This window comes from Chromobacterium sp. CCUG 30098 (genome assembly GCF_059916605.1).
Genome location: NZ_JAUCGS010000015.1, coordinates 1 through 15737, shown reverse-complemented (window position 1 = coordinate 15737; position 15737 = coordinate 1). Strand labels below are relative to the sequence as shown.

The window sequence follows — 15737 nt, the reverse complement described above, 5'->3', positions numbered from 1 at the left end:
CGTTTCTTTAGTAGTAGGGAAGAGAGCAAAAGATGTGTGGAATTCTAGGCGTGGTCGGTCAGGCTCCGGTCAACCAGTTGCTGTATGACGGTTTGCAGGTGCTGCAACATCGAGGTCAGGACGCCGCCGGCATCGTGACCGCCAATGGCAAGACCTTTCACATGCACAAGGGCAGCGGCATGGTGCGCGACGTGTTCCGCACGCGCAATATGCGTTCCCTATTGGGCGCGGCCGGCATCGCCCATGTGCGCTATCCCACCGCCGGCTCCGCCTCCTGCCTGGCCGAGGCGCAGCCGTTCTACGTCAACTCGCCGTTCGGCATCGTGCTGGCGCACAACGGCAACCTGACCAATACCGAAGAGCTCAAGGCGGACATGTTCCGCCACGATCTGCGCCACATCAACACCAATTCCGATTCCGAGGTGTTGTTGAACGTGTTCGCCCATGAGCTGACCCAGCGCCTCAGCGCCAACGAATTGAGCGTGGACGCGGTGTTCGGCGCCATCGAGGCGGTGCACCGCCGCGTGCGCGGCGCTTACGCGGTGGTGGCGATGATCGCCGGCTACGGCCTGGTGGCCTTCCGCGACCCCAACGGCATCCGCCCGCTGGTGATAGGCACTTGCGTCAACAGCGGCAAGACCGAATACATGTTCGCGTCGGAATCCGTGGCGCTGGACTGTTCCGGTTTCAGCCTGCTGCGCGACGTGCAGCCGGGCGAAGGCGTCTTCGTCAGCTTCGACGGCGAATTCCACGCCCGCAGCTGCGCCAGCGACACCCGCCACGCGCCTTGCCTGTTCGAATACGTGTACTTCGCGCGCCCGGATTCGGTGATAGACGGCGCTTCGGTCTACCAGGCGCGCATCGTGATGGGCGAAAAGCTGGCCGAGAAAATCCGCCGCGCCTTGCCGGAGCTGGACATCGACGTGGTGATGCCCATCCCGGACACCAGTCGCCCCAGCGCGCTGCAACTGGCCAACCACCTGGGCCTGCCGTACCGCGAGGGCTTCATCAAGAACCGCTACATCGGCCGCACCTTCATCATGCCGGGCCAGGCGGTGCGCAAGAAATCGGTGCGCCAGAAGCTCAACCCGGTGGCCTGCGAATTCAAGGGCCGCAATGTGCTGCTGGTGGACGATTCCATCGTGCGCGGCACCACGTCCAAGGAAATCGTGCAGATGGCGCGCGACGCCGGCGCCAAGAAAGTGTATTTCGCCTCGGCCGCTCCGGCGGTGCGCTTCCCCAACGTCTACGGCATCGACATGCCGACGCGGGCGGAACTGCTGGCCACCGGCCGCGACGAGGCCGAGATCGCGCGTGAGATCGGCGCCGACGCGGTGATCTATCAGGACCTGTCCGCGCTGGAAGAGGCGGTCAGCAGCGTCAACCCCAAGCTGAGCTGCTACGAAACCTCATGCTTCAACGGCGAATACATCACCGGCGACATCACGCCGGCCTATCTGGACGCGATCGAGGCCGAGCGTCTGGACGGCAAGACCGGAGCGGAGCAGGGCGGCAGCGAACATATGATCGATCTGAACCTGAACGTGGCGGAACAGAATCTAATGTAATAGTGATTTAGCTTCCAAACGGCGGCGGGCAATGCCCGCCGTCTTTTTTTATCCGTCTCCCGACGCAATTTGGCGACAACCGTGCCGGCGATAGCCGGATCCTGCGGTATTTCGCTTGCCAAACCCATTTCCCATATTGAATATTTAATGCCATAAGCCGATAAAAACCCGGCGTGATAAGGCAGCCGCGTAAACTGGTCTAAATTAATATGTATTTAAAACTGTTTACTTGTTAGCCTGCCTTTGACGCGCCTGATATTGAGGAGTGGATATGGATGACATTCTGGAGATGCTGGTTGCGCGGCAAGCCGCGCTGGAGAGGATTATCGAAGGCCTGGTGCTGACCATGAACCAAAGCGGCACCATCAAGCTGCAGGACTATCTGAAGATAGGGCAGCTGATGCGTTTGAACAGCGCGGTCACGGATTCCATCGACGTGTCCGACAGCCTGCGCCGCATCAACGCGCGCTTGCAGACGCATGCGCAGGGCGGGCTGGATTCGATGAACGCCCTGTTGCGGGAAACCATGCTGTTCGCCCAGGCGGCGCCGCCGCAGCGCGACGCGCTGCAGCAGGGTCTGGGCGCGAAGGCCTCGCTGGAAATCAGCGCGCAACTGGAGGAATTGTTGCAGCGGCGCGCGCGGCGGCCGCGCAAACCCACCCGGGCCTAGCGCCGCGCGAGCGGAAGGAGCGCCCCCGCCTTGCGAGCGCTCGTCCGCCGCGCGAGGCGGACTTTGGCGGTTTTCAAGGCAGGCGAGCGGGCGGCGCGTCGCCCGCCGGCGCCAGCCGCAGATAGGACGCGCGGGACGGGTCCTGGCGGTCCACCATGACTTCCACCCGTTCGCCGGCGCGCGGCATATTGCCCAGATCTATCAGTTGTTCAATCGTCAGTTCCCGGCTGAAGCCGTCCTGCCACACCCTCAACTCCAATCGCATCATCGGCACCTGGTTCACCAGCAGGCCGGTTTGCCGGATCGACAAGACGTCGGCGTTGAGACGGACGCCGTCTTTCACGCTTTCTCGCTGCCAGGGACCGGACAGTCCGCGCAATTGCGAGGTCCAGTCGAAAGAGCGAAACAGCAGAAAGCCGGTAATGGCCAGCGACAACACGGTGACTCCTATCGACAGGAGCACGGAAAAACGGATCCAGGACTCGAACATCGGCGTCTTCCTTGCAAGGCGTGGGCGGCGTCGGACCGGCGGCCCGCTTCGCGCGCGAAACTGACAATATTAAGCACTTTCTGGAAGCATGGGATTCGTTTGGAATGACAGAAGTTCCCGTCTTTCCCGCGGCGAGCGCGCAGCGCGCGCCCTTATGCGGTGATTCTAATCGCCCATCGGCTATTTTTACCCGGACTTATCATGGCAAAAATAAATACATTGGCATTTTATGGGGGTGGAAACCTTTGTCGTGTGACTAATTCACTATTCAAATTAAGAAATCGGCATATTTCCGGGAACTACCGCAAATGCGGTCCATCACAAAGTAATGCTTACCAGTGAAGCAACTTGAACTTCATAATGTTTTAGTTAGCCCTTTCGTCGGCGGACATGGCCGGCAAAGGGCGTCACCGGCTCCAGTGCCGCCGTCAGAGCGGTGGAGCCCAAGCGAGGCAGCCGGCCCGCAGAAACGCCGGCGCTTCGCGCATTGGCCAAGGCCAGGGGAAGAGAACTATGCCGAGACGTCCGTTGCTCTCGCCGCCAGAGCGCGCCAGCTTGCTGGAGCCTCCAGACGACGAATACGAGTTAGATCAGTTAACCGCCTTCAGCGAACAGGATTTCGCCTTGATCCAGCAGCACCGCGGCAGCGCCAACCGCTTGGGCGTGGCCGTGCTGCTGTGCTATCTGCGCCATCCCGGCATCGCGCTGGACGAGGGCTGCCAGCCCGCACCACGTTTGTTGCGGCGGGTGGCGGCCGCGCTGGGCGCGCGCGAGGAGGACTGGGAACGCTACGCCACCCGCGATCAGACCCGGCGCGAGCATCTGGTCAAACTCTACGCCTATCTGGGATTGAGGCCGTACCGGGCCGAGGACGGCCAGGCGGTCTTGCGCCACCTGGCCCGGCTGGCCACTCAAACCGATCAGCCGCTGTGCCTGGCGCAGGCCATGGTGTCCTGGCTGCGCCAGAGGCGCATCGTGCTGCCGGCCATAGGCGTGATTGACCGCAGTTGCGCGGCGGCGCTGACCCTGGGATCGCGTCAAGTCTACTCCCGGCTCAACGAGGCCTTGAGCGCCTGCCAGCGCCAACGGCTGGACGCCCTGCTGGAACTGCGGGAGGGCGGCAAGCTGACGACGCTGGCCTGGCTGCGGCTGAACGCGGACCGCGCGCGCGGCGCGGCGCCGCAGCTGGAGCGCTTGCAGGTGGTGGAAGCGCTGGCCTTGCCGGCCCACCTGACTCAGTTGGTGGGGCCGGGGCGGATGCAGGAATTGGCCCGCGCCGGCGACGGCATGAGCTGCCATGATCTGGCCGAACTGGAGCCGCCGCGGCGCATGGCCACCCTGGTGGCCATCGTGTTGCAGGCGCGCGCGGCCCTGCTGCGCATGTTGCAGAACCTGGAAAAACTGAAGGCGATTGACGCTTTGTCCCTGCCCGCCGGTTTGCAGAATCTGGTGTCGCAACAGAGGATGGGCAGGCTGGCGGCCGAGGGCCGGCAGATGAAGCCCAAGGATCTGGCCAAGCTGGAGCCGCGCCGGCGCATGGCCACCTTGTTGGCCCTGGTGCTGGAGCTGCGCGCCGCCCTGGTCAAGGAAATCCTCGATCTGCGCGAACGCCTGGTGGGCAAAACGCTGGAGGCCGGCGAACTGATGTGAACCGGCTTGAACGCGCGGCGGCGATGTGCCGCGGCGCAAGCGAAATGAATGAAAATCGCTGAATCCTAAACCCCGTCATTGACGGGGTTTATTTTTTTTAGCGCGTCCAGGATATTTAATAAAAATTACTAAACGGTTACAAAATTAAACAATCGTTTATTTTATTGCCGATCATTAGGGAAAACCCTGATCTTGTTTTTGATTTATGCAAATAAGGCGCGCGGACATGCGGGACTATCTAAATATGCTAACGTGCGGAAAAAGCGTTATTCCCAATGCCTGGGTTTTGTGTATCAAATGCAACAAAGTTTGAGCAAAATGTGAATTTGCACTTTCCACGTTTTAGCCGCTTAAGATCCGTCTTTCCATGATTTATTAAGTCTTGGCTTAATAAAATCGCCATTTGCGCATAAGCGTTTTAGAAAATAGACGGCTTATGCCAATTTACACCAAACAAGTCTCGGCATTAAAAACTTTTCTCCGAATTATCCTAATAAGTATGTGTTTTGCACATTGTCCGCCGCCTGGATCGCTTCTTTGATCCGGCAGGCCGCGCCGACGAGCGCGCGGCGCGCCGCGACTGGCGCCGCCGTGCTTGCGCACTCACCGAGCATGGATCGGGCGCGGCCGATATTCGCTAAAAATGCAAATAAAATCTTGCGCTTGCGATTGCCGAGCTTATTTTATCGGCCGGCCTTGAAAATCGACGCCGATTAAGCCGGCGGCCGCGTCAAACTCAGCGTCTTCCTTCCGTATTCTGCTCTGCCGCAAGCCATTCTGCCGGCTGCGCGCTTAACTATTTCCCCAAGTCCTTGCATGCGCGGCCGTCATGAAAAACGGTTTATGCATTTGTATTGTCGTGCGGTTTCGCCCCGTTTCCCCGGTGTTTACCGGTAAACCCGCCGCCGGGCGTTTATTTGGACAGACTCAAGCGTTTGCTTATAACTTTGTTCTCGAGTTTTTGTGAAAGCGCGCCAGCCGTTTATCGGCGCCTTATTCAAAACATTGAGGCGGGCCGGGCAGGGCCGCCGTTGGAAGCAAACTTTCGCCATGAACGCTGAAACCATGAACCACGCCATCGCCGATATCGCCTTGCCGGACACCCCGGCCGCGGAAGAGCTGGATTTCGACGCGGACTTCGCCCGCGTCGACGCCGCGATCTGCGAATACGACGCGGTGGGCCAGGTGCCTTTGCGCAAGGGCGCGGAGCCCTTCCACTGGACCAGCGTGGAAAGCGCCTGCCGCGGCCTGCTTGGCAAGGCCGCGGATGTGCGGGTCGGTGTTTGGCTGCTGCGCGCGGCGCTGGCCCAGCGCGGTCTGGCAGGGGCGGCGGAAGGACTGGCGGCGCTGGCCGCGATCGCGGCGCAGCCGCTGGAAAACATCCGGCCGGCCGGGCAGCCGGACGCGCCGGCGGGTGAAACCCACGCGCTGCATCTGGCCTGGCTGTGCGGGCCGGCCTTTCTGCATCAGCTGGCGCACAGCCGGCTGAGCGCGGACAGCGAGCTGCGCGTCGGCCAATTGGCCAAGGACCCGGCCGCCGTGCCGCCGGCGGAGCGGGAGCGGGCGTTGCGGGATCTGTCCTGGCTGCGCGCCGGCCTGGCCGGTTTGACGGACTTGAGCGAGCGCGAAGGCTTTGCCGAGCAGTTTGACTGCGCCGGTCTGCACGCCTTGCTGGATGAGCTGGAAGCGGCGCTGACGCCGATGCTTGCCGCGGTCCCCGCAGAAGCGCCCGTCTTGAGCGAGGCCGCCCCGGCGGCGCGCGCGTTGCCGGCCGGCGCCTTGAACAGCCGCGAGGAGGTGGCGGCGGCGCTGGACTTGATCGTCGCGTATTTCCGCGAGCACGAGCCCGGGCACCCGGCGCCCATCTTTCTGCTGCGCGCCAAGCGGATGTTGGGCGCGGGCTTTGAGGAGTTGATGGCGGAGCTGTTCGCCGAATCGGATGCGCTGGTGGCGAAATTGGATCGCCCCCGGCCTTTACAAGGGTAGTCAAGCAATATCAGGGAAAGGACATATGCCATGGCGCGACAGAAGGATGCGCAGAAGTTCATCGGGGAAAGCCGTGCGCCCCGCGTGCAGATCGAATACGACGTGGAAGTCTACGGTTCGCAGAAAAAGGTGGAGCTGCCTTTTGTAGCCGGGGTGTTGGCGGACTTGTCCGGCGACAACATCGAAGCGCTGGGCGCGGTGGAGGACCGCCGTTTCACCGAGATCGACGTGGAGAACTTCGACTTGCGGATGGCGCAGATCGCGCCGGAGCTCAGCTACCACGTGAAGAACGTGATCACCGATGACGGAACCTTGATCCCGATCGACTTGAGCTTCGACTCCATGGAGTCCTTCGAGCCGGCCGAGGTGGTGAAGAAAATCCCCGAGCTGGCGGTGCTGTTGGACGCGCGCAGCCAGTTGAAGGAATTGTTGACTTATATGGACGGCAAGGTGGCGGCCGAGGAGTTGATCGAGCAGCTGCTGAAGGACCTGCATCTGCCCGCGGACGACGCCGCGGCGGGCGAGGCGGCCCAGGCCGACGGGGAGGCGAGATGAGCACCCATGCCGAGATGCAGGCGCCGGCCGCGGCCGGCCAGACCGAAACCACGGTGGACGACGGCCTGAAGGATATCCTGCGCCGCTCGTTCCGGCCGCGCACCAATGAAGCCGCCGAGGCGGTGCAAAGCGCGGTGCAGACCTTGCTGGCCTATGCGCGCCGCAGCCGGGTGGTGGTGCGCGAGGACGTGGCGCAGACGGTGGAGCAATTGGTGGCCGAGCTGGACCGCAAGATTTCGGAACAGCTGACCCTGGTCTTGCACAACGAGCACTTCCAAAAACTGGAAGGCGCCTGGCGCGGCCTGCACTACCTGGTGTCCAACACCGACACCACCGAGAATCTGAAGATCCGCTACCTGAACGTCTCCAAGAAAGAGCTGGGCAAGACCCTGCGCCGCTACAAGGGCGTGGTCTGGGACCAGAGCCCCATCTTCAAGATGATTTACGAGCAGGAGTACGGTCAGTTCGGCGGCGAGCCCTTCGGCTGCCTGGTGGGCGATTATCACTTCGACCACAGCGCGCAGGACGTGGCCTTGCTGACCGAGATGTCCAAGATTGCCGCCGCCGCGCACACCCCCTTCATCTCCGCCGCCGCGCCCAGCTTGTTGCAGATGGACGACTGGAGCGAGCTGGGCAATCCGCGCGACGTGTCCAAGATCTTCACCGCCACCGAATACGCGTTCTGGCGCCGGCTGCGGGAAAGCAACGATTCGCGCTACCTGGCGCTGACCTTGCCGCGCTTCCTGGCGCGGGTGCCTTACGGGCCCAAGACCCAGCCGATAGAGGAGTTCGGCTTCGAGGAGAAGGTGGACCCCAACCGCGCCAGCGATTTTTGCTGGGCCAATTCCGCCTACGCGATGGCCGCCAACATCACCCGCGCCTTCAGCACCTACGGCTGGTGCACCAAGATCCGCGGCGTGGAGTCCGGCGGCGCGGTGGAGGTGCTGCCCAAATTCGTGCTGCCCTCGCAGGACAAGGAAGTGGAGCTGCATTGCCCCACCGAGATCGCCATCTCCGACCGCCGCGAGCACGAGCTGTCCGAATCCGGCCTGATGCCGCTGGTTTACCGCAAGAACTCGGACATGGCGGCCTTCATCGGCGCCAAGACCGTGCACCGGCCGGCGGTGTACGAGGACGACGACGCCACCGCCAACGCCAATCTGTCCTCGCGCCTGCCTTATATCTTCGCCACTTGCCGCTTCGCTCATTACCTGAAGTGCATCGTGCGCGACAAGATCGGCTCCTTCAAATCACGGGAAGACACTCAGCGCTGGCTCAACGATTGGCTGATGAACTACGTGGACGGCGATCCCAGCATTTCCAGCGAGGTCACCAAATCCAAGCGCCCGCTGTCCGCGGCCGAGGTGCTGGTGGACGAGCTGCCGGACAACCCCGGCTACTACCGCGCCCAGTTCTTCCTGCGGCCGCACTTCCAGCTGGAAGGCTTGACCGTGTCGCTGCGGCTGGTTTCCAAGCTGCCGTCGGCCAAGCAGGAGGGGGCTCGCTAGCGCGCGGCTCGCTTCCGATAGCCCGTTCATTCACCGCCGCGCTTAGCTTAAGCAAGAGCTGACGGCGGCCGGTTTGGCGCGGGGCGGGAACGACCTGAGTCGCCCCGGCGCTTGCATTCCGTTTCAGGTCTGGCTTGTCCATCACTTTTTTTCGGAGTATCGCAACATGGCAAATGCATTGGTTGACTACTTTCTGCAGATTGAAGGAGTCGAGGGGGAATCAACTGACCAGCAGTACTCGGGCCTGATCCAGATTCAGAGCTGGCAATGGGCCGAGGAGAACTCGGGCAAATGGGGCTTTGGCAGCGGCGGCGGCGCCGGCAAGGTGGAAATGAAGGACTTCGAGTTCCGCATGGTCTCGAACAAGGCCTCGCCCAAGCTGTTCCTGATGTGCGCCACCGGCGAACACATCCCGCGCGCCAAGCTGATCTGCCGCAAGTCCGGCAACGGCCAGCAGGACTTCATGATCATCACCTTCGCCAGCGGTCTGGTGTCCTCCTTCCGCACGCTGGGCAATATGCCGTACGCCATCATGGGCCACGGCAGCGGCGATGTGGAAAGCGTGCTGCCCACCGACGAGATCAAGATCAACTTCGCCAAGATCGAGTTCGAATACCGCGAACAGCGCAATGACGGAACCATGGGCGCGGTGATCAAGGCGGGTTACGACCTGAAGTTGAACGCAGCCGTTTAAGCACTATGAGCCGGGACTTTCCGGCCTTCTTTCCTCTCTATCGGGACGGCGTCGCCCAGGCGGCGCCGGGCAGCCATGACGCCACGATTATTCGACCAACTGTCCGCCCGCGCAGGGCGCGAGACGCTCGCCGCCAGCATCGCGCGCGATCTGGCGCATTTGATGAACGCCGCGCTGCGCGGCGCGCGCCTGCCGCTGGCGGCGGGCAGCCAGCTGGAGACTTCGGTGTGGAATTACGGACGGCCGCCGCTGGCGGAGAGAAAGTCGAGCCGGATCGACCCGGCGCGCGTCAGCGCCCACATCCGCGACGCCATCCGCCGCTTCGAGCCGCGGCTGGACCCGGAACGGCTGGAAGTGAGCGCGCGCGCCGGCAGCGGGCCGCAGGCGCGGCAGCTGCTGTATTTCGATGTGGCCGCGGTGACCCGCGACGGCGGCGAAGCGCTGCGGCTCAGCCTGACGCTGGATTATCTGGACGGTTATTTCGGCCTGCCGCGCGCCGCGGAGGCGGGGGCAGCCGGATGAATTTCCTCGATCACTACAATAATGAATTGCGCCATCTGCGCGAGGCCGGCGCGCGTTTCGCCCGCGAGCATCCGCAGATCGCCCCGGCGCTCGGCCTGCGGCCGAACTCGGTCGCCGATCCCTTCGTCGAGCGCCTGCTGGAGGGCGTGGCCTTTCTGTCCGCCCGAGTGCAGACCCGGCTGGATCTGGAGTGCGCGGAATTCGCGCGCCAGGCGCTGGCCCAGGTCTGCCCGCTGTATCTGAGCGCCACGCCGGCGATCAGCAGCTTCGCCTTCCATCCGGACTTCGCCTCGCCGGAAGCCTTCCGCGGCCGCAGCCTGCCGCGCGGCACCCTGATCCAGGCGACCTTGCCGGGTTCGACCCGGCCCATCACCTTCGCCACCGGGCGCGAGGTGACCCTGCTGCCGCTGCGGCTGGAGCGGGCGGAGTGCGGCCGCGGCCTGACCCGGCTGTCCGCCGAGCTGGCGCGGCGGCTGGCCTCGTCCCAGGCCGCCTTGCGCCTGAGCTTCAAACTGGAGGGCACGGTGTCGCTGGGCGATCTGGCCGCGACGGAGGGCGGCGCCAAGCCGCTGCACCTGAGCCTGGCCGGCGATCTGCCGCGGGCTTACGCGCTGCACCGCGCAATGCTGGCCGACGTCGGCGCCTGGTATGCGACGGCCGACGACGGCCGCGGCGGCGAAGTCCTGCTGGAGTTGCCGCTTGGCGGCCTGCGCCTGTCCGCCGCCGACGAGGGCGAGGCCCTGCTGCCGGCCGAGGCGGGCGGCTTGCCGGGCTTGCGCTTGCTGCGCGAATACTTCGCCCAGCCGGCGCGGCTGCTCAGCGTGGAATTGGACGCGCTGGCGGCCTTGGCGGCGCGGGCGCCGTCGGCGCGCGGCTTCGAACTGATCCTGGCCTTGCGCCAGGCGCCGCTGGACCTGATAGGCGAGGTGGACGCCGGCCAGTTCCGCCTGTTCGCCACCCCGGCGATCAATCTCTATCCCAAGCGCCTGGACCCGGTGCCCTACGATCCGAACCAGACCGAGCAATGGATTCCGGTGGACCGGATGCGGCCGGCCGAACACCACCTGTGGCGCTTGCTGGAAATCAATGTCTGCGACAGCAACGGCCGCTCGCGGGAAGCGCGGCCGGCGCTGGACGCCGGCGGCTACCAGAGCGCCCCGGCGGCGGCGCGCTATTCGCTGCGCCGCGAGCCGGCGCTGCAAAGCGAGGGGCCGCGCCAGGCGCGCCCGGACGCGCTGGGCAGCCATGATCTGATCACCATTTCCGCCTGCGCCGGCGATCTGGGCCTGGACGACATCGCCACCCTGACCGGGCGCGCGCTGGTGGCGGACCGCGGCTGGCGGCCGGAAGACCTGCCGGCGGCGGAGCTGCGCGCCGAGGGCGGCGCGGTGGCGCGGCTGGAGTGCCTGTGGCCGGCCAGCGCGCCGCGGCCGATTCCGGACCTGGAGCGCTGCTGGCAGGCGGTGGCCCATATCGGCCAGAACCCGTTGAGCCTGCGCGGCGCCGGCCGTCAGGACATCGCCGCGCGGCTGGCGGAGCAGCTGCGGCTGGCCGCGCAGCCGGAACTGGCGCTGGACCGCCAGCGCATAGACAGCCTGAAGGCCGCGCATCTGCAAGCCGGCTTCCTGCCCGCCGGCCGCGGTTCGCCGCAGGCCCTGGTGCGCGCCTCTCTGGTGGACATCGACATCGCCGCCGTGATGCACGCGGACCGCGGCGGCTGGCTGTTCGGCCGGCTGCTGGCCCAGGCGCTGGCCCAGGCGGTCACGCTCAACGACGGCATCGAAGTCAGCCTGAGGCTGGACGGCGAACCGGTCAGCCGGCACGGCAACACCCAACGCGCGGACGGAGAACTGCAATGAAACGACAGCAGATGATCCGGGAGCTTAAGCCGCAGCGCACCTTCTTCGAACTGATGCGCCGCGTGGAAACCTGGCAATGGCGGCTGCCGGACGCCGCCGCGGCGGGCCGGCTGCGGCGCCGGCCGGACTGGCTGGGCCTGGAACAGGCCGCCGACATGCACTTCGCCAGCAGCGAGATCAGCGGGGTGAAGGTGGAAGAGGCGGAGGACGACGCCGCGCCGCGCGTCAGCGTGGTCTGCCGCCATTTCGGCCTGTTCGCGCCCTACGGGCCCTTGCCGCTGCACATCACCGAGCACGCGCTGCACGAGCGCCGGCTGGAACGCAACGCCGCCTTCGAACGCTTCGTCAACCTGGCCTGCGGCGATCTGGCCTGGCTGCACTACGCCGCCCGCGCGGCGATGCATCCGGCGCTGGGCTACGAGCGCGGCCGCCATCCCTTCGCCGAGCGCGTGTCCGCGCTGGCCGGCGCCGCGCCGGAGGCGGAGCCGCTGCTGGACCCGCACGCCGCCGCCTGCCGGCGCAGCCATCCCGGCGCTTATCACGCGCCGCGCCGCTCGCTGGCGGACTTGCAGAAAATCCTGGCCGGCTATTTCGGCGCGCCGGTGCGCTTGTCGCCGCGCCAGGGCCGCTGGATTCCGCTGCGGGAAGGCGCAGGCGGGCCGCGCCGGCTGGGGAGCTGGCGCGTGGGCAGCCGGATCTGGGACGCCCAGCACGCGCTGGACATCACCATAGGGCCGATCGACGCCGCCGAGTTTTCCCGCTGGCGGCGCGGCGCGCCCGCGGTGCTGGCGATGTTCGCCGTCGCCGCAGATTTCGCCGATGGCCGGGCCGCCCCGGTCATCAAGGTCCAGGTCCGCACCCGGCCGGAACTGGCAGGCAAGGTGGGGCGCATGCGCCTGGGGGTGGACGCATGGTCCCGCCCCGGCGTCTCGCTCCGGACTCTCACCGTGTATGAATCTTTCCAGGATCCGCTGTGAACCGAGAACGCATTTTCGGCCGCTTAGGCCCAACCGCATACGACACCTTGGTGGAAGCCACCGCCCTGGGGCGCTCGCGCCGGCACGCGCTGGTGGACCTAGATCATTGGCTGCTTTGCCTGCTGCGCCGCGGCGGCGGCGACGTCGCGCTCTTGCTGGAGGCGCTGGACTGCGAGCCGGCCGCCGCTTTGCAACGCGTGGGCAAGGCGCTGGACGCCGCCGAGGCCGGCGGCGAATCGCTGCGCGACATCTCGCCGGCGCTGGAGCGCAGCGTGGCGCCGGCCATCAGCTGGAGCCAGGTGGCCGCGCCGGCCGCCAAGGTGCGCAGCGGCCATCTCTTGCTGGCCTGGCTGGACGAGGAGCCGACGCGGCGCTGGCTGCAGCATCGCATCGGCCAGGCGCTGGCCAAGCTGTCGCTGGACGATATCGTCGCGCGTTACGAGGCGCTGGCCGGCGCTTGGCCGGAAGCGGCCGACGCGCCCGCCGGAACCGCCGCCCAGGGGGCCGCAGGCGAAGCCGCCGATCCGGCCGCGGTGCTGCGGCAATGGGCGGTCAGCCTGAGCGATCAGGCGGCGGCCGGCGAATTGGACCCGGTGATAGGCCGCGACGCCGAATTGCGCGCGGTGATCGACGTGTTGTCGCGGCGGCGGCAGAACAATCCCATCCTGGTGGGCGAGGCCGGCGTCGGCAAAACCGCGGTGGCGGAGGCGCTGGCCCAGCGCATCCATCGCGGCGAAGTGCCGCCGGGCCTGCGCGGCGCGCAGATCTGGGCCTTGGACGTGGCCAGGCTGCAGGCCGGCGCCGGCGCGCGCGGCGAGTTCGAACAGCGGCTGCGCTCGGTGATAGACGCGGTGATCGCCGCGCCGGCGCCCGTCATCCTGTTCTGCGACGAAACCCACACCCTGATCGGCGCCGGCGGCAACGCCGGCACCGGCGACGCCGCCAATCTGATCAAACCGATGCTGGCGCGCGGCCAGCTGCGCATGGTGGCCGCCACCACCTGGTCGGAATACAAGCAGTTCATCGAGCCGGACGCCGCGCTGGTGCGCCGCTTCCAGACCGTGGCCGTGGACGAGCCCGACGACGACACCGCGGTGGACATGCTGCGCATGATCGCGCCGCGCTTCGCCGGCCATCACGGCGTGCGCATCGTCGACGCCGCCTTGCGCGCCGCGGTGACGTTGTCGCGCCGCTATTTGCCGTCGCGGCAGCTGCCGGACAAGGCCATCGGCCTGCTGGACACCGCTTGCGCGCGGGTGGCGATGAGCCAGAGCTGCCAGCCGGCGGCGCTGGACCGGCTGCGCCATCGCGCGATGACGCTGGAGCAGGCGCTGAGCTGGCGCGCCAGCGACGCGCGGCTGGGCCTCGCCGCGCCGGCGGACGGCGCGGAACTGGAAAGGGAGCGCGAGGAAACCGCCGCGCGCGCCGACGCGCTGGACGCGGCCCTGAGCGAGCAGCGCGCCGAGGTGGGCGCCTGGCTGGAGGATCTGGAAACGGGCGGCGCCGATCCGGAGCGGGCCGAGGCCCTGAGCGGGGCTGAACGGCTGGTGCGGCCGTGGGTGGACGCGCAGGCCATCGCCGAAGTGCTGTCGGAATGGACCCAGGTGCCGGTCACCCAGATGGCTCAGGACGAGGCGCGGCGGCTGATGGCGCTGCGCGAAGGGCTGAACCAGCGCATCCAGGGCCAGGAAAGCGGGCTGGACGCCATCGTGGAGGCGCTGCAAGTGGCGCACTCCGGCCTGGGCGATCCGCGGCGGCCGATGGCGGTGATGCTGCTGGCCGGCCCCACCGGCACCGGCAAGAGCCAGACCGCGGCCGAGCTGGCGCAGGCGCTGTTCGGCGGGGAACGCAATCTCTTGCGCTTCAATATGAACGAATTCCAGGAAGCCCACACCGTGTCCACGCTGAAGGGCGCGCCGCCGGGCTATGTCGGCTACGGCCGAGGCGGCCGCCTGACCGAGGCGGTGCGTAAAAAACCCTACAGCGTGCTCTTGCTGGACGAGTTCGACCGCGCCCATCCGGACGTGCACGAGATGTTCTATCAGGTGTTCGATCAGGGCTGGATGGAGGACGGCGAGGGGCGGCACATCAATTTCCGCAACTGCCTGATCCTGCTGACCAGCAATCTGGGCGACGCCGAGATCGAAGCCGCCTGCGCCGCCGAGCCCGAAGTCTCTCAGTCCCGGCTGGACGCGCTGGCGCGCGAACGCTTGCAGCGCCGTTTCGCGCCGGCCTTGCTGGCGCGGATGCGGGTGGTGGCCTTCCGGCCGCTGGGCGAGCCGGCGCTGGCCGGCATCGCGCGCCAGGCCCTGGACGACATCGGCCAGCGCCTGAGCGCCAACGGCCTGGACTGGCGCGCCGATGACGAGGCCGCGGACTGGATCGCCCGAGCGGTGGCCAGGCACCCGGCCAGCGGCCGCGCGGTGGGCGATCTATTGCGCCAGCGGGTGATGCCGGCCATCGCCCGCGGCGTGCTGGAAGCGCGCGCCGCCGACCGCGCCCTGCACAGCGTGCGCCTGAGCGCCGCCGAAAAACTGGAACTGATTTTCGACGACGGGGAGGGCGTGCCGCTGCCGCCGGCCGCGCCGGCCGAATCCGCCGCCCCGGGAGAAACCGCATGCGTTTGATCGAATTGCACAGCCTCTTGCTGGACGCGGACAGCGTCGCGTTGAGCTTCAAGGCGGACGAACGCCTGTCGCAGGAACCCAGTTACCAGCTCGACATCGCCTGCGCCGACCCGGCGCTGGATCTGGACGGGCTGCTCGGCTCGCGGCTGACGGTGGACATCGACCTGGGCGACGAGGGCGTCCGGCCTTTCCACTGCCAGGTGCTGGGCGGCTACGACAGCGGCCAGACCCAGGACAGCTACACCTACACGCTGGAGCTGGGCAGCTGGCTGTCCTTCCTGGCGGAGAACCAGAACTGCCGCGTGTTCCAGCAGCTGACGGTGCCGCAGATCGTCGAGCAGGTCTTCGGCGAACATCAGCGGCCGGACTTCCGTTTCGAGCTGGAGCACGCTTACGAGCCGCGCGAATACTGCGTGCAGTTCCTGGAGACCGACCTCAACTTCGTCAAGCGGCTGCTGGAGGACGAGGGCATTTACTTCTGGATCGAGCACCAGCCGGAGCGTCATGTGGTGGTGCTGTCCGACACCCAGCGCTTCGACGATCTGGCCGCCGGTTACGGCCTGCTGCGCTTCCTGCCGGACGGCGACGAATTCCGTCCGGTGCCGGGCCGCGAAGGGGTGCAGCGGCTGCA

The 15737-nt window shown here is 66.3% G+C and carries 13 protein-coding genes; 12 read left to right on the top strand and 1 reads right to left on the bottom strand.

Features of this window, described 5'->3' with window-relative positions; all coding sequences use genetic code 11:
• Nucleotides 1-32: 32 nt before the first annotated feature.
• Complete coding sequence (purF, locus tag QUG03_RS21805) at nt 33-1568, top strand: amidophosphoribosyltransferase (RefSeq protein WP_235088598.1); 1536 nt, start codon at nt 33-35, stop codon at nt 1566-1568.
• A gap of 271 nt (nt 1569-1839) precedes the next feature.
• Nucleotides 1840-2238: a hypothetical protein gene (locus QUG03_RS21800; protein WP_107799084.1), complete on the top strand. Its 399-nt coding sequence runs from the start codon at nt 1840-1842 to the stop codon at nt 2236-2238.
• 73 nt (nt 2239-2311) lie between these two features.
• Here QUG03_RS21800 and QUG03_RS21795 read toward each other — a convergent pair whose 3' ends face one another.
• The gene (locus tag QUG03_RS21795; RefSeq protein WP_199225851.1) at nt 2312-2728 is read right to left on the bottom strand and encodes a hypothetical protein; all 417 of its coding nucleotides are present in this window, start codon (nt 2726-2728) and stop codon (nt 2312-2314) included.
• Between the two features lie 513 nt (nt 2729-3241).
• Between QUG03_RS21795 and QUG03_RS21790 the strand changes: the two genes are divergently transcribed.
• From QUG03_RS21790 to QUG03_RS21745, 10 genes are all read left to right on the top strand, one after another.
• Entirely contained in the window at nt 3242-4378 is a 1137-nt protein-coding gene (locus QUG03_RS21790) for a DUF4158 domain-containing protein (RefSeq protein WP_158274267.1), read from the top strand.
• 1050 nt (nt 4379-5428) lie between these two features.
• Entirely contained in the window at nt 5429-6364 is a 936-nt protein-coding gene (locus tag QUG03_RS21785) for a type VI secretion system ImpA family N-terminal domain-containing protein (protein ID WP_500820976.1), read from the top strand.
• A gap of 30 nt (nt 6365-6394) precedes the next feature.
• Entirely contained in the window at nt 6395-6919 is a 525-nt protein-coding gene (gene tssB, locus QUG03_RS21780; protein WP_107799086.1) for a type VI secretion system contractile sheath small subunit, read from the top strand.
• Nucleotides 6916-8427, top strand: a complete 1512-nt coding sequence (gene tssC, locus QUG03_RS21775; RefSeq protein WP_107799087.1) for a type VI secretion system contractile sheath large subunit — start codon at nt 6916-6918, stop codon at nt 8425-8427. Before tssB ends, tssC begins: the two co-directional genes overlap by 4 nt.
• Nucleotides 8428-8593: 166 nt before the next feature.
• Nucleotides 8594-9121, top strand: coding sequence for an Hcp family type VI secretion system effector (locus QUG03_RS21770; protein WP_039755389.1), 528 nt, complete (start codon nt 8594-8596; stop codon nt 9119-9121).
• A 75-nt stretch (nt 9122-9196) separates the two neighbouring features.
• Nucleotides 9197-9643, top strand: a complete 447-nt coding sequence (locus tag QUG03_RS21765) for a GPW/gp25 family protein (RefSeq protein WP_107799088.1) — start codon at nt 9197-9199, stop codon at nt 9641-9643.
• The gene (gene tssF / locus QUG03_RS21760) at nt 9640-11502 is read left to right on the top strand and encodes a type VI secretion system baseplate subunit TssF (protein WP_227108461.1); all 1863 of its coding nucleotides are present in this window, start codon (nt 9640-9642) and stop codon (nt 11500-11502) included. Before QUG03_RS21765 ends, tssF begins: the two co-directional genes overlap by 4 nt.
• A complete protein-coding gene (locus QUG03_RS21755; protein WP_107799090.1) occupies nt 11499-12479 on the top strand; it encodes a type VI secretion system baseplate subunit TssG in 981 nt (326 codons plus the stop codon). The genes tssF and QUG03_RS21755 overlap by 4 nt, the downstream gene beginning before the upstream one ends.
• Complete coding sequence (tssH, locus tag QUG03_RS21750) at nt 12476-15106, top strand: type VI secretion system ATPase TssH (protein ID WP_500820975.1); 2631 nt, start codon at nt 12476-12478, stop codon at nt 15104-15106. Before QUG03_RS21755 ends, tssH begins: the two co-directional genes overlap by 4 nt.
• Nucleotides 15097-15737 (top strand): type VI secretion system Vgr family protein (locus QUG03_RS21745; RefSeq protein ID WP_500820974.1); only part of this gene is annotated, 641 nt, incomplete at its 3' end. The genes tssH and QUG03_RS21745, both read left to right, overlap by 10 nt.

Excerpts from the sequence above, each read along its gene's own strand:
- QUG03_RS21800 (WP_107799084.1), top strand. The coding sequence starts at position 1,840 with ATGGATGACATTCTGGAGATGCTGGTTGCGCGGCAAGCCGCGCTGGAG.
- tssF (WP_227108461.1), top strand. The coding sequence starts at position 9,640 with ATGAATTTCCTCGATCACTACAATAATGAATTGCGCCATCTGCGCGAG.
- QUG03_RS21770 (WP_039755389.1), top strand. The coding sequence starts at position 8,594 with ATGGCAAATGCATTGGTTGACTACTTTCTGCAGATTGAAGGAGTCGAG.
- purF (WP_235088598.1), top strand. The coding sequence starts at position 33 with ATGTGTGGAATTCTAGGCGTGGTCGGTCAGGCTCCGGTCAACCAGTTG.
- QUG03_RS21795 (WP_199225851.1), bottom strand. The coding sequence starts at position 2,728 with ATGTTCGAGTCCTGGATCCGTTTTTCCGTGCTCCTGTCGATAGGAGTC.
- QUG03_RS21790 (WP_158274267.1), top strand. The coding sequence starts at position 3,242 with ATGCCGAGACGTCCGTTGCTCTCGCCGCCAGAGCGCGCCAGCTTGCTG.
- tssB (WP_107799086.1), top strand. The coding sequence starts at position 6,395 with ATGGCGCGACAGAAGGATGCGCAGAAGTTCATCGGGGAAAGCCGTGCG.
- QUG03_RS21755 (WP_107799090.1), top strand. The coding sequence starts at position 11,499 with ATGAAACGACAGCAGATGATCCGGGAGCTTAAGCCGCAGCGCACCTTC.
- tssC (WP_107799087.1), top strand. The coding sequence starts at position 6,916 with ATGAGCACCCATGCCGAGATGCAGGCGCCGGCCGCGGCCGGCCAGACC.
- QUG03_RS21785 (WP_500820976.1), top strand. The coding sequence starts at position 5,429 with ATGAACGCTGAAACCATGAACCACGCCATCGCCGATATCGCCTTGCCG.
- QUG03_RS21765 (WP_107799088.1), top strand. The coding sequence starts at position 9,197 with ATGACGCCACGATTATTCGACCAACTGTCCGCCCGCGCAGGGCGCGAG.